General features: G+C 46.4%; 10 protein-coding genes. 4 read left to right on the top strand and 6 right to left on the bottom strand.

The genetic code is table 11. The features are described from left to right. Window positions 1-401: 401 nt before the first annotated feature. The gene (gene rocD / locus F0364_RS19085; RefSeq protein ID WP_153799401.1) at window positions 402-1631 is read left to right on the top strand and encodes an ornithine--oxo-acid transaminase; all 1230 of its coding nucleotides are present in this window, start codon (window positions 402-404) and stop codon (window positions 1629-1631) included. Window positions 1632-1684: 53 nt separating this feature from the next. Here the strand turns inward: rocD and F0364_RS19080 are convergent, their stop codons facing one another. Then, window positions 1685-2404: a hypothetical protein gene (locus tag F0364_RS19080; protein WP_153799400.1), complete on the bottom strand. Its 720-nt coding sequence runs from the start codon at window positions 2402-2404 to the stop codon at window positions 1685-1687. Window positions 2405-2848: 444 nt separating this feature from the next. On the opposite strand from F0364_RS19080, the gene F0364_RS19075 reads away from it, so the two are divergent. Continuing rightward, window positions 2849-3931: an AI-2E family transporter gene (locus tag F0364_RS19075; RefSeq protein ID WP_153799399.1), complete on the top strand. Its 1083-nt coding sequence runs from the start codon at window positions 2849-2851 to the stop codon at window positions 3929-3931. Window positions 3932-4022: 91 nt separating this feature from the next. Here F0364_RS19075 and F0364_RS19070 read toward each other — a convergent pair whose 3' ends face one another. From F0364_RS19070 to F0364_RS19050, 5 genes are all read right to left on the bottom strand, one after another. Next, on the bottom strand, window positions 4023-4856 hold the full coding sequence (locus tag F0364_RS19070; RefSeq protein WP_153799398.1) for a hypothetical protein: 834 nt from the start codon (window positions 4854-4856) through the stop codon (window positions 4023-4025). A gap of 213 nt (window positions 4857-5069) precedes the next feature. Next, complete coding sequence (locus F0364_RS19065) at window positions 5070-5885, bottom strand: caspase family protein (protein WP_153799397.1); 816 nt, start codon at window positions 5883-5885, stop codon at window positions 5070-5072. 234 nt (window positions 5886-6119) lie between these two features. Continuing rightward, complete coding sequence (locus F0364_RS19060) at window positions 6120-7088, bottom strand: chitosanase (RefSeq protein WP_207632765.1); 969 nt, start codon at window positions 7086-7088, stop codon at window positions 6120-6122. 3 nt (window positions 7089-7091) lie between these two features. After that, window positions 7092-8309, bottom strand: coding sequence for a hypothetical protein (locus F0364_RS19055; protein ID WP_153799396.1), 1218 nt, complete (start codon window positions 8307-8309; stop codon window positions 7092-7094). A gap of 217 nt (window positions 8310-8526) precedes the next feature. Continuing rightward, on the bottom strand, window positions 8527-8685 hold the full coding sequence (locus F0364_RS19050) for a hypothetical protein (RefSeq protein ID WP_153799395.1): 159 nt from the start codon (window positions 8683-8685) through the stop codon (window positions 8527-8529). Window positions 8686-9215: 530 nt separating this feature from the next. Here F0364_RS19050 and F0364_RS19045 point away from each other — a divergent pair. Further along, window positions 9216-11666 carry a sodium-translocating pyrophosphatase gene (locus tag F0364_RS19045; RefSeq protein WP_153799394.1) on the top strand — a complete coding sequence of 817 codons (2451 nt, stop codon included), beginning with the start codon at window positions 9216-9218 and terminating at the stop codon, window positions 11664-11666. An 844-nt stretch (window positions 11667-12510) separates the two neighbouring features. Continuing rightward, window positions 12511-13521 (top strand): hypothetical protein, encoded by a 1011-nt coding sequence (locus F0364_RS19040; RefSeq protein WP_153799393.1) that lies wholly within the window; start codon window positions 12511-12513, stop codon window positions 13519-13521. The last annotated feature ends 11 nt before the right edge of the window (window positions 13522-13532 follow it).

Here is a 13532-nt window from a genome sequence, read left to right as displayed (position 1 = left end):
TGTTGCACTTTCGGGTGAGGGATTGCAGCGGTTACCCCGGTGAGGCCATCGCAGCAGAGCCTCTGTGCCGGAGTAATAGCGGAAAGCCCGGCCCGAGGCACGAGGGACACCCCCCAAAAAATCTTATTGCTGCAGCACACAACCCTTATAAGGCAAAGAAAAGTCATACACACGCTCAGCCCAAATAAAACAGGCTGTACTGTAAGCCCTGTAGAAACTACCGCTTGCGGTACTGCCTAATCTTACTTATATTGCAGCACAATAAAATGCGAAATGAAATTTCTACGGCAAAACCTTGACTTTCTCGACCATCCCTTCAGGGGAAAGTAATGCCGGCGTTATTCGCCAATCACTCCCATTCGTATCACTATTTTATTATTACAATTTAATTGAGAACAGTTATGCTTACCCATACTTTGTCTGAACAGACAAGCCATTACCTGCACCTGGAAGAGCAGTATGGCGCACACAATTACCACCCCCTGCCGGTAGTACTGGAAAAGGGCGAAGGTGTTTTTTTATACGATGTTGACGGTAACAGATATTTTGATTTTTTAAGCGGTTACTCTGCCGTAAACCAGGGCCACTGCCATCCCCGCATTGTAGATGCGCTGGTAAAGCAGGCACAAAAGCTAACCCTTACTTCCCGGGCCTTTCACAGTAACCTTTTGGGTGAATATGCCCAATACATAACCGGTTATTTTGGTTACGACAAAGTGCTGCCCATGAACACCGGTGTAGAGGCTGTAGAAACGGCAATTAAACTGGCCCGGCGCTGGGGTTATGCCGTAAAAGGCATACCTGATAAACAAGCCCGCATTGTTGTTTGCGAAGGCAATTTTCATGGTCGTACAAGTACGGTGATATCTTTTAGTACAGACCCTTCTGCTTACGGCAGTTTTGGCCCTTATATGCCCGGCTTTGAAGTAGTGGCATATAATAGCGCCACGGCTATTGAACAAGCCTTCCAGGATAAAAATGTAGCGGCAATATTGGTAGAACCCATACAGGGAGAGGCCGGTGTGCTGGTGCCCGATGATGGATACCTGGCGGCGATAAGAAATTTGTGCACGGAATACAATGTGCTGTTTATTGCGGATGAAATACAAACAGGCCTTGCACGCACCGGAAAAATGCTGGCCTGCGATCATGAAAACGTGCGGCCGGACATATTGATTCTCGGCAAGGCCCTAAGCGGCGGCACATTACCTGTAAGTGCGGTGCTGGCAGATGATGACATTATGCTTAACATTAAGCCCGGCGAGCATGGCTCTACCTACGGCGGTAACCCCCTGGCCTGCGCCGTAGCCATCGCATCTTTACAGGTGCTGAAGGATGAAAACATGATGGCCAACGCAGAACTTATGGGCCAACTGTTGCGGCAGGAGCTGGCAAAACTGCAATCGCCCTTTATAAAACAAATACGTGGCAAGGGGTTGCTGAATGCCATTATAATAGAGCATGCTAACAGCGACGCAGCCTGGCAGCTTTGCCTGGCCATGAAAGAAAATGGCCTGCTGGCCAAACCAACCCACGGCGACAAGATACGGCTGGCGCCACCCCTTCTTATTACAGAAGAAGAGGTAAAAGAAAGTGTGGCAATTATAGAAACCAGCTTAAAGACACTTTGATTAGCTGTTATATAAAAAACAAGCCCGGCACCACTTTGCCGGGCTTGTTTGTATCAGGCAACCGTTTTTTCTTTTACCGGCGCCGTTACGTTTTTTTCCATGTGGGCCTGTGGGGGAAACAGCAGGCTGAAGTTGAAGAAACTCATGCAATGCAAAAGGTTGCCCGGGAATTTCTGGCCAATGGCATGCATGGTAACGAGCAATGTTTTTTCAAGCTGTTCCCTTGCGGGAAAACGGCCCTCCTTTAATCCTGTAAATGGTTCTTTTGCTTTAAGCCGGTTGTCATAAGCTTCTGCCCATGCACTTTCAAAGTGCAGTAGCTTTAGCGCCATATTATCCCCTAACAGGTTCCTGTACATGGCGGCCAGTTTGCCTACACGTTTCAACAATACAGGTATGCGTATTGTGGTAGATGCGGCATACTCTTCAACGCCCCGGGGATAAAATGCTTTCATCAATTCCACCGCGTCGCTTTCAGGCATTTGGTTAATCATGTCTCTCAGCACATTCATCGTGCTTTTAAAGCCGGCAATTATTTCATCAATCTGCCTGGCTGCCAGTTTTCGTGGCATTAAAGCGTTTTCTGTTTCGGCCAACTGGCTGCTAAACTCATTAATCACCGGTATAAGCTGGTTAATGAGCCTTGTATAATCGCCTGTGCCGTTAGCCTTGCTTAACTGGGCCAATACATCAATGGAAAAATTTCTAAGGCGGGTATCGGCAATCCTGGGGTCATCAAAAAAATTGCCGAACAATTTGTGGGGCTGTAACATGGATACTGGATTTTGGTTTATACCTTAATATTACGCAATACGCATACGGTATTACACTCTCGGATAAACGCAAGTTAAGCCAGGCGGGTTTCACATACAGCAAACAATCATCTTTTTTAAGGTAAAATAAAGCTGCCTAATAACAGCCATACCTATGTATTCAGCAACGAACGAATTTTTATGGGGGTGTCCCCAAGCTATCGCAAGGGGCCGGGCTTTCCACTATTACTCCGGCACAGGGCCGGTGCACAACACCTTCACCGGGGTAACCGTTTCAATCCCTCACCCAAAAGTGCAAGTGCGTATTTCTTTACAGGCAGCCTGCAGAACAATCCTATTGAAAAATCGCTTTACCCTTCTGTGAGAAGTTAAAAAGCCCCATGAATGTTTGCCCCGAAACCCATAAATTTATAAGGTTACCATTCGTCACCTTTAAACAACTTTATGAATACCCCACAATCCCCATCCTCCCGCAATGTTATCGAAACCGTACTTGTGCTTCTGTTACTTCTGGCCCTTATGTTTGCCATTTACAATGTATTAAGGGTATTTTTTGGCATATTTACTTTCGCCATTATTTTTTCAGTTTCGTTTGCCGGATTGTTTGAGAAACTGGTAAAGCTGCTTAAACAACGCAGGAAACTGGCAGCGGTTATTTACTCGGTTGTATTAACCACGGTTATCGCCTTGCCGTTTATTTACATCATATCCGCATTAAGCCATCATGTTAAGGACGTTACCCAATTTGTAACCGATGTTAAAAACAATGGCGTTCCCCCGCTGCCGGCCTGGGCATCGGATATGCCGTTGATAGGAACACAGGCTGCTGACTTTTGGCAGCAGGTAAAAGACCACCCCAGGGAAACGATCGCTTTGCATGAAACACAGATAAAAATGGCTTTACAGCACATACTAACCACCGGCGCCGGTGTAGCAGGTGTAACCATACAGTTTGTAGCGGGCATTATTGTATCGGCCATTTTTTTAGCCGGGGGAGAAAAAATGTTGCTGCCGGTACGTTCCGCTATTGAGCATTTGTTAGGCAATAATGATGGTGATGCGCTTATAAACACGGCAGGGCAGGCTGTAAGGGGTGTAGCGGTTGGCGTTATGGGCACGGCATTTATTGCAGCGCTCATTTCCTGGGTTGGGCTGGTTATAGCGGGCATACCATTCGCACTGGCTTTAGCGGCTTTAATCTTCTTCCTGGTGTTAATACAGGTAGGCCCGCTGGTAGTATGGATACCGTTGATTATCTGGATGATTGCGCAGGGCCATACCGGCTGGGCCATCTTTATTGCTGTTTACACCGTTATAGTAATGGTGATAGACAGTATCCTTAAACCTGTTCTTATAGCCCGCAGCGGCAAACTGCCGTTTCTCGTGTTGTTCCTGGGCGTTATCGGCGGCATGGTAGCCTGGGGCTTTACAGGCATGTTTAAGGGGGCTATTATACTGGCTGTTTTTTACAAGGTTTTTACATCGTGGCTGGAAAGGAGGGGTAAAGTTTCTCTTAAACCGGTATAAGCCCCCCTATATTAAGCTGATAAACATTGCTAACGTTAGGTTTGGATGTTATTGCTTGTTTATCAACAAACTGCCTTGCAATCTTACGGTTTTATGGCGTTGGTGTTGCGGCCGGGATTGGGGCTGGTGCCGGTACTGGAACCTGTGGATTAGGGCGGGTATTGCCGTCAGAAGGTTTAGGAGAACCATCTACCTCTTTGCCTGAAAATTTAGCCTTGCCCAAAATATAGCCTGCTACAGAGCCAAGTAAAGCCGATAATTCTTTCCCTTCTAAAATACCGGTAAGCCCAAATATAATGATGGCTATGACTATACTAAACAAACTAACAAATTGCAATCCCGAATCGGATCCAAAAATGGAAAATCTAACTTTTTCATCTCTCCTAACCACAAAGAAAAAAATCAATAAAAGAACTCCCATCAAAAGCACAAAAGCCATACTTGCCCAAAACAAAAAATTTTGTTGGGATATTTTCGGGATCATTAATTGGTTTAGTTTGTATTCGGTATCACTTAACAACGCTTTTGCCGTATCCGATCTTTTTACCAGAAAATCTTTTTGAACTGATAATTTTTTTGCGTTCTCAATTTTAATATTTGCTTCTTTTATTAAATCCCGGTACCTTCTTATATAGCCTTGCAACATGGCAATTGAAGTGTCTCCTTCTTTCTTTTTTTTAAGTTCAGCCTCATAATATTCAATGCCATTGTTATAGTCTGCAATTGCATTTTGTATGTCCATTGTATCTGCCATGTATCCAAGTGCGGCTATTTGATTTTGCAATTCGGGAATTTCGGCGAGCAGCTTGCTCCTTTTCTCCGTTAAATCAACAAAAGAGTTTCCATTATATGGACCAGGTACATTTTGCGAAAAAGAAAAGGCCGTTACAGTTAGCAACAAAAGAAAAAGAGTTACGCTTTTCATATTGAGTTTAGTTTTAAAACTTGAGTACATCTTAAATCATTTAAAGCAACAAAGCTATTGTTATGCTTTCTTGAAGCAACTATCGAAATCACGCATTTCGAGCCAGGTTTTTCCTTCTTCACTTACCGTTAAATCCCCCTTGCTTCCGCCCCAAAACAAAAACAGCCGCAGAGTTTCATCCTGCGGCTGTTTAGAAAAATCCAGTTAAGACTGCTATGCAAATACTTTCCATTTCTTCATGCTGGCGCTACCAAAGAGGTTGGGCGTTTGCGGGTATAACTGTGTGGGTAATATTTTGCGGATGGCCTTAAACCATTCACCGTAAGTGGCCGTGGGTTTTAGTTGTTTTAACGTGGCGAGTGCGGCAAAACTGAAAGCACCATTGGGCCGGCCATTGAAGTAAGCATCATAACTGTACTCCGTATCCTGGCAGCCGGCCATGAGCAAAGCGCCATAACGCCCGGGCGGCGATGAGCGGCGCTGGCTGCGGGTAATGCCCAGCTTGTTTATTTCTTTCGGCGCTAAAAAAGTGGCAGGTGGCAGAAACTTTACCTTTCTAACCTGCGCATTTTTTTCCTTGGGGCCGGCGAGTATACCCGGCGCAAACCTGGCTACCGTACCTGAATGGCAGGAATCGGATATCATTACCAGCTTTACGCCTTTTTCCTTTGAGCTGAATATATCAAACAGTTCATCATCGGTAATGGGCCCTTTGGTATTGATGTCATAAGGGCAAAGGCATTCATCCGTACCGTCGGGCTCATCACCATCTTCATCAGGCACGTAGCTGCCATGACCGGAGTACTGCAGTACAACACTGTCGCCTTTGTGAGCTTTGTCTATTACAGCCTGTATGGCGGTTAGCATGGACTGCCGTTTGGCAGATTTGTCCAGTATTTTTTGAACCGTAAAACCCCGCTGGGCCAGAATATCACCCCAATCGTTCGCATCGTTTACGCAACCGGAAAGGTCGCTGCCGGTACCCGGATAATTGTTGATACCGATGCATAGTGCATACTTGTTTGGCATAGTTTGTTTTATTTTAAGTTCAAGAATGCTGATGAATAAACGCAATCCCTAAAAAGTTTCTGACGCCAGGGGCGGCAGAAACATGTGCCACGAGCCTTCAAACAAGTTCCTGGCGCCGAAGGCGGCAGGAACAAGCCTACCCGGTGAGAAAAGCTGCGTAAAGAATCCAACAGTACAAGAGTGCGACGCAAGCAAAGCCTCATAATAGTTCCTAATGCCGGGCCCAAAAAAATTCTAACTGATGGTTATTCCGTTGGCATTTACCGGGGCGCTTAAATTCCAGTTTTGCTGTTGCGCCTGCTGCTGCAGGCATTTGGTGCGGTACACCGTTTTTTGCAATAGCGTACTGCTATGGTTGGCCAGCCAGCTATTGCGTGCATTGATGTAGTTGGTTATCCACTCTTTTTCGTTACCGCCGCTGGCAGGCACAACCGTGTTAAAACGCTTACGCAAAAAACCAAGAATGCTGCCCGAATGTATAATGCTGTCGTAAATGGTAAGCAGGCTAAGCGGCAGGGTAAAGCCATTTACAGAAAACCACTTATAGGCAGGCTGGTAATATTTGGCATCGAACAGCCTGTCCTGGCAAACTTTCATCAGCGGATCGTTTTTACCTGCATTTTTAAGCGCATTGCAAAACTCATCGTTGGTGGCCAGGCTGGGCTTTTTGCCCAAACGGGGTAAAAACGGGCTAAGCGCCGTGGCGAAAGCGCCGCCGCTATCCACATAATCCTGCACAAGGGCTTTTAAATGGCCAAATTCTGTGGTTTGCGAACGGCCAAATGTTACCTGCACAATACGGTTGCCGGTATCCGGGTCAGTATAATCGGGGTATTTAACCAGCGTGGCGTAGTTGCCCTGTGCACTGCCTGTTTCAAAAGCGTTTATTACCTGCTCAATCTTTTTCTTTACAACCGGGCTGATAACCGCGTTTTCCATGGTTTCATTATCGGGTGTTACCAGTTCCGGGGCCTGGTCATCAACATCCGGCTCTAAAACATTAAGGCCACCGCCCCAGTAGAACTGGTTGTCGCGGTCTTTGTACCATTTGCCGAGCGACGGGTTGGGAACAACGGTCACTTCATCTCCCTGGAACACAAAATTTTTAAGCACAACACCGGTTATGTTGGTATTATCGGGCAAAAAAGCGGGCACGCTGCTTCGCTTGTTTAGCTTGTTGGCTTTTACTATCAACTGTGCCATAACTTAACCTACGGCCTCCTCGCCGGATTGAGTGTTAACATGAACGGTTACAGGCGCCGCGGCGGGTGTATTGCTGCCGGCCGGCCCATCGGTAGCGGTGCGGCTGCTGGTGGAATTTTTAACCTTCATTAGCTTGCTAAGCATGTCGTACCAGAAGGGCGCCCCCAGCGATAATGCAAATGCTGTTATAAGCCAGCCTATGATGCTTTTGCCGGTAACCCCTCTTAAAAAGCCATGATCCCAGCCCATGCCCAGCAGGTCGTTTACGTTCTTGATATCTTTCCTGATAAGGCTGTTGGCAGAATCAGAAAGTTCACGGCTTCGCCTTGATAAATCATCGTAACTGGCCTGCATAGAAAGAAATTCTACCGTGCTGTCCAACCCCTTTTCACGCATGGCCTGCATGCGCATGCCCAGGTCCTGGTTTTCCTTCATGTAAGCAGAAGCGTTGTTTACCAGTTGTTCCCTCAGCTTAGGGTCGCGGGCAAGTTTTTTTACAATGGAAATAGTGTCCAGGTTAAAACCGATGGCGATGATTAAGCCTATAATAAAAAGCAGGTATTTGGTGTAGCGCTTGTACCAGCCGGTAGCACGGTCCATGGTATCGTCAAACCATTGTTCCAGCAGGGTGCGGAATTTGTTTACATCGCCGGAAGCATCCCGCCAAAGGCTTTGCAGAAACAGGGTAGTATCCTCATTTATTTTTTCTTTTGCGGCAATGCCTGCTGCACTGATGGCCTCTATAGCAGGATTGCTTTTTTCGTTAACCGTATCTACCGCAAACGTGGCAATGGTACCGGTTTCGATAGCCTGCTTTATTTTAAGGGCATGCAGTTCGCTGTTTCCATCCAGGCCGTGCAGCAGGTCAATTAGCACTTTGGAGAAATTGCGGGAAGAGATATAAGCGGGCTTGCTGAAAAAGTTGTCCTCCCCCAGGTATTTTATTAAGGGGTGGGCATAAAACCAGGAAGCTATTTTTTTGTTTTTCAGCAGGTTAGGGCGGCCCAGCAGGTGGGCAAAACCTTTAAACCTGTCAATAATACGGTACTTGTGCGTGGTTTTGCCATCTTCCAGCATGCGCAGTATAGCCTTTTCTAAAATTTTGGAACGAAAGGCGAGCTTAACCGCTATAAACTCCTGCAGTATGCTTGCCAGCAGCGAGTATAGCAGGTAAATAAATACAAGCCCTATAATCACATCAAGGATTACTGAACCCGTCATACAAACATTTTTAAGCGCCTACTCTTAACCCCTTTTCGGCTTTCCGGGTGTTTTAATCAGGGTACGCTTTCAAACATACGCTGCCTGAAAGCCTGCATCAAGGCGTATTTACACCTTTATGAATGTGATTTTTCACGTTGGGAATTGGCGATAAAAGATGTGCGTTTATTTTAAGGAGGCTGTAGCGGCATGACACAAATGCAGCAATCTTATCACTTTAAATATGGTAATAATTTTTCAGAAATGCAAGTAGTGCAACAAGCTTTTCCAGTTGGTTAATGAGCCGGGATTTTGTGGAAGAAAAGAATATAGATACCAGCGTCCGGTTTTTCATGGCGGCCCGGTTGCGTCGCAATCCTTTCATCGTTTGGTTCATTGGGCAGCTTTTCAGACCCGGATAGATTATCTAAACCAGTATTTTTACTGATTTGGCGCATTAACCTGCTTGTGAAAACAGGATGCAGCGCACCTGCTTTATTCGGTATTTTCCTGAGAATAGTCTAAAAAAGCACGCTGACGTTAACAACACGAATAATTCACAGCGGCTTGCAGATGGATGGCATAAAAAAAGAGGTTCAAGAATGAACCTCTCTGTAACCCTTCATAAACAATCCATACCCCTATGGATAGTATCTTTATATAAAATATTTTTCTGAATCGTTAACAGGGGTAAAATTAAAAACTAATTAAAACCAAAACTAATTTTAAGCCCCTTTTTAACATTTTTAATCGGTGAACAAAAGGTTATCTTCGATAACCGTGCCAACGTAAGCCTGTTTAATGAAGAACTTTCCCTTGTTTGTAACACGCATACATTAGTTACATCTAAATTTCTGCTTTTTAACATTTTATCAATTTACCCCCTATTTTTGCCATCCTTATAATTTAATCACGTTATACTTGCTTATGAACAATCTGTTGTTTTATGCAGTCCCGCTCATGGGTGTAATTGGCCTTCTTTATACGCTGGTAAAATTCAACTGGGTTTCCAGCCAGGATGCAGGCAGCGACCGGATGAAAGAGATCAGCAATTACATAGCTGTGGGCGCTATGGCATTTTTAAAAGCCGAATGGAAAATACTCTCCTACTTCGTAATTATTGTGGCCCTGCTATTGGGTGTTATGGCCAATACTAACCCGGATTCTCACTGGCTTATTGCGTTATCGTTTATTATAGGCGCCGTTGCCAGCGCTACTGCCGGGTATATAGGCATGAAGGTGGCCACCAAGGCCAACGTACGTACCGCACAAGCGGCACGCACCAGCCTTGCGCAGGCTTTAAAAGTTTCTTTTACTGGTGGTTCGGTTATGGGGCTTGGTGTTGCCGGTTTGGCCGTACTGGGCCTCGGCGGCTTGTTTTTGATACTGCTGAAAGTGTTTGTTCCTTCCCTTGCCACAGGCGGGTTTGATGAAAAAGAAATGACCAGGGCCATAGAAGTGCTTACCGGTTTTTCCCTGGGTGCGGAATCAATTGCCCTGTTTGCACGTGTAGGTGGCGGCATTTACACAAAAGCTGCCGATGTAGGCGCTGACCTGGTAGGCAAGGTGGAAGCCGGCATTCCTGAAGACGATCCCCGCAACCCGGCCACCATCGCTGATAATGTGGGCGATAACGTGGGAGATGTAGCAGGTATGGGCGCCGATCTTTTTGGCTCTTATGTAGCCACTGTTCTCGCCACTATGGTGCTGGGTGCTGAAATAAAAGCTACCGACAACTTTGGCGGCCTCTCCCCCATTCTGCTGCCCATGCTTATTGCCGGCATCGGTATTATTTTCTCTATCATAGGCACCTTCTTCGTTAAAGTAAGTGATGCGGCGGGTATCAGTACAGACAATGTTCAGAAAGCCTTGAACATGGGTAACTGGGGTTCCATTGTTCTTACCGCCATTGCCAGCGCAGGTCTGGTTTACTATATTCTTCCGCCAGAAGCCATTTACCTGAAACGTGATTTTATAGCAGGTACCAGCGAGTTAAAAGAAACCGCTAAAGCCATTACTCAAAATGGCGTAATGGGCGCTATAGTGGTAGGCCTGGCTGTGGGTACCTTAATGAGCATTATTACAGAATATTATACCGCTATGGGCAAACGCCCTGTGCTTTCCATCATCCGCCAGTCGGGCACAGGCCACGCCACCAACGTAATAGGTGGCCTGGCAGTAGGTATGGAATCAACTTTTCTGCCCATACTGGTACTCGCAGGTGGTATCTGGGGCTCTTACGAATGTGCCGGCCTGTATGGTGTAGCTATTGCCGCCGCAGGTATGATGGCTACCACGGCCATGCAACTGGCCATTGACGCGTTTGGCCCTATTGCCGATAATGCCGGTGGTATTGCCGAAATGAGCGAACTGCCTAAAGAAGTACGTGAAAAAACCGATGTGCTGGATGCCGTGGGCAATACCACCGCGGCTACCGGTAAAGGTTTTGCTATCGCCTCTGCTGCCTTAACGGCGCTGGCATTATTCGCGGCGTTTGTGGGTGTTGCGGGTATTGACGGCATTGACATTTACAAAGCTAAAGTACTGGCCAGCCTTTTTGTGGGCGGCATGATACCTTTCATATTCTCGTCCCTGGCCATTCGTGCAGTGGGAGAAGCAGCTATGAGCATGGTGGAAGAAGTACGCCGCCAGTTCCGCAGTATTCCAGGCATTATGGAAGGTACCGGCAAACCGGAATACGATAAGTGTGTGGCTATTTCTACTGATGCATCTATTAAGAAAATGATGATGCCCGGCGCTATCGCCATTATTTCTCCCATATTAATCGGTTTTCTGCTGGGGCCTGAAGCGCTGGGCGGTTTCCTCGCCGGCGCAACGGTTAGCGGTGTGCTGATGGGCATGTTCCAGAACAATGCAGGCGGCGCCTGGGACAACGCCAAAAAATCTTTTGAAAAAGGTGTTGACATTAACGGCCAGATGTATTACAAAAAATCTGAGCCGCACAAAGCCTCTGTTACCGGCGATACCGTTGGCGACCCATTTAAAGATACTTCCGGCCCCAGCATGAACATATTGATCAAGCTGATGTCTATCGTATCGCTGGTGCTTGCCCCCACGCTGGCCCGGGTACACCATACAGGCAACAGCGAACATGTTGCGGAAAAGAAAATTGAACTGAAAATTGATGGTAAAGATGCTTCTTTAACTTTTAAAACCGATAACACGGCCAACGATGCCGAAGCGTTACTGGCAGCCCTGAAAAAAGATGGTCTTACCGGTGATGATAAAGTATCTGTTGAAGTAAAAGATAATAAGCTCTACATCAATGGCAAGGAGCAACCGTCCGAGATAATAGATAAGTACAAAGAGTTTTTGGAGGGTAATAAAAAGATAAACCTGCAGCTTGAAATAAAATAACTGAAAGGGTGGCTTAGGCCACCTTTTTTGTTTATAGCCATTGTACCCAGCCTGCGGCAAGAAAAGAATTTTATGTACCCGGCTGCAGGAACCACTATGAGGCTTTACTTGCGTCGCACTCTTGTACGCCTTGTTCGCTGTGCGGCTTTGCCCGCAGGGTAGCATTTACAAACAAGTTTCCCTTATGGCTTTTTGAAATCTTGTTTACACCATAGCTTTGAAAATACTCACAAAAAAATATCCGTTTTCACTTTGATTTGGCAATTTAAGTTTGTACTTTACCTGTGCATTGCCATATAGACATAGTATAACTACGCAAGGAAATTTTAGCACCTTTCTATACAACTACTTCGCGATTTTTTCTCCCGGGATTTTTCGCAAAATGATAGGCATTATCCCATTTATTACCCCCGGTAAACGGTTAAAAAACGATTGGAAACAATTGGGTAAAACTATTGCCCATATACAGCAGGCTGCGGCCAGTTTTAAATTCTGTCAGAAGAATGCTGTGCCCGTCCTGCAAACGCAGTACAGACTGTTATACAATTTGCCTGCGAAAGAAGGAACAGGTTACACCTTAGGGTGAGGGATAGAAGCGGAAAGCCCGCAACCACCGCAGCCTTAGCGGAGGTGGTGAGGACTTGCAGCGGATAGCCCGGCCCGAGGTACGAGGGACACCCCCAAAAAAATCTTGTTGTATTATACCCTCAACAACCCCTGAAAATTATGGGGTGTAACGCGTTCATGCAAACTACCCTGCCAGGGTTACCAACACATTTTTCCGGCAATACCAGCGCCGGATTATTGCCCCCGCATACATTGCCAAAAACCTAAATCATACATCATGAAAAATAAACTAACCAGCATTCTTTCAACAGCCGCGTTTTTTGCAGCAGCGGCCATCCTTCCAGTTGGTATTTGCGCCCAAGCCGGCGCCTTCCGGGTTATATCAAGGCAGGCTGTTACAGGTGGGGCAAAAAACGGGCAGGAAACTTATTTTGAAATGGGCAAAACAGCCGGCAAACCGGTGTATAAACTAAAGAATGGCGGCATTATAACAGAAGCCCTGGGCAATATTGCCTATGCCCAAAAAGCAGACAGGATTGTTGCTTATGGTGATAAAGCCGGCAGCCATGTAAACAATAATGCCTATGCTAATTTTTATAACTCTAACGGAGTGCTGATAAAATCTGTTGGTAAAGTTGCCGGCGCCCCATTCGCGGCAACTTTGTCTGAAGATGGCACCCTTATTATAGCGGGCAATAAAGCTATGCCGGGAGACCCGCCAGCCATGTACCTGTTTAAGTATGATAAAAATGGCAACCGGGTATGGGAACATAAAATAAACAATGATAATCCTGCCGGTCTTTTCTCTGCCCCTGATAACAGGTATATCGCCCTGCTGAGTTTTAAAGCAGGGGGCATTTTCAGCCATATTCAATACTACAGTTCAAATGGCGCCCTTCTTTTTGTTGACAGTTCCCACATCAGCGTTTCGGCCATTGAGTTTATACCCGGCAACAAAATAGTGGTTTGTACAGGAACCGAGTGGTACCTGTATGATGCCGGGAAGAGCTACAGCCTGGTTTCATCTGGCGGCCTGCAGGGTAAAACCATTGGCCGCCTGCCGGTAACCGCCTTTGCATCGGGGGATATATTTACGGTAGTAACCGAAGCCGGCAAAGGTGTGCGCATACAGGCCTTTAACACAAAAACCGGGTCCGTTTTGGCGGAAAGCGTGTTTAAAGGCCAGCCCGCTTACTGGGTGCCCTACCGGGCCGCGGAAATAGAACCCAACGGCACCATACGGTTGCAAACCCCCGCGGAGACAATCATTTTGAAACTTAACAATTAAAAGCCAGGAAT

The organism is Foetidibacter luteolus (assembly GCF_009650435.1).
Lineage (GTDB): Bacteria > Bacteroidota > Bacteroidia > Chitinophagales > Chitinophagaceae > Foetidibacter > Foetidibacter luteolus.
Note: the sequence above shows the minus strand (reverse complement) of the source record. Positions and strands in the feature narration are given on the sequence as shown.

Coding starts and splice junctions, on each gene's coding strand:
- rocD (WP_153799401.1), top strand. CDS start 402: ATGCTTACCCATACTTTGTCTGAACAGACAAGCCATTACCTGCACCTG.
- F0364_RS19080 (WP_153799400.1), bottom strand. CDS start 2,404: ATGTTACAGCCCCACAAATTGTTCGGCAATTTTTTTGATGACCCCAGG.
- F0364_RS19075 (WP_153799399.1), top strand. CDS start 2,849: ATGAATACCCCACAATCCCCATCCTCCCGCAATGTTATCGAAACCGTA.
- F0364_RS19070 (WP_153799398.1), bottom strand. CDS start 4,856: ATGAAAAGCGTAACTCTTTTTCTTTTGTTGCTAACTGTAACGGCCTTT.
- F0364_RS19065 (WP_153799397.1), bottom strand. CDS start 5,885: ATGCCAAACAAGTATGCACTATGCATCGGTATCAACAATTATCCGGGT.
- F0364_RS19060 (WP_207632765.1), bottom strand. CDS start 7,088: ATGGCACAGTTGATAGTAAAAGCCAACAAGCTAAACAAGCGAAGCAGC.
- F0364_RS19055 (WP_153799396.1), bottom strand. CDS start 8,309: ATGACGGGTTCAGTAATCCTTGATGTGATTATAGGGCTTGTATTTATT.
- F0364_RS19050 (WP_153799395.1), bottom strand. CDS start 8,685: ATGAACCAAACGATGAAAGGATTGCGACGCAACCGGGCCGCCATGAAA.
- F0364_RS19045 (WP_153799394.1), top strand. CDS start 9,216: ATGAACAATCTGTTGTTTTATGCAGTCCCGCTCATGGGTGTAATTGGC.
- F0364_RS19040 (WP_153799393.1), top strand. CDS start 12,511: ATGAAAAATAAACTAACCAGCATTCTTTCAACAGCCGCGTTTTTTGCA.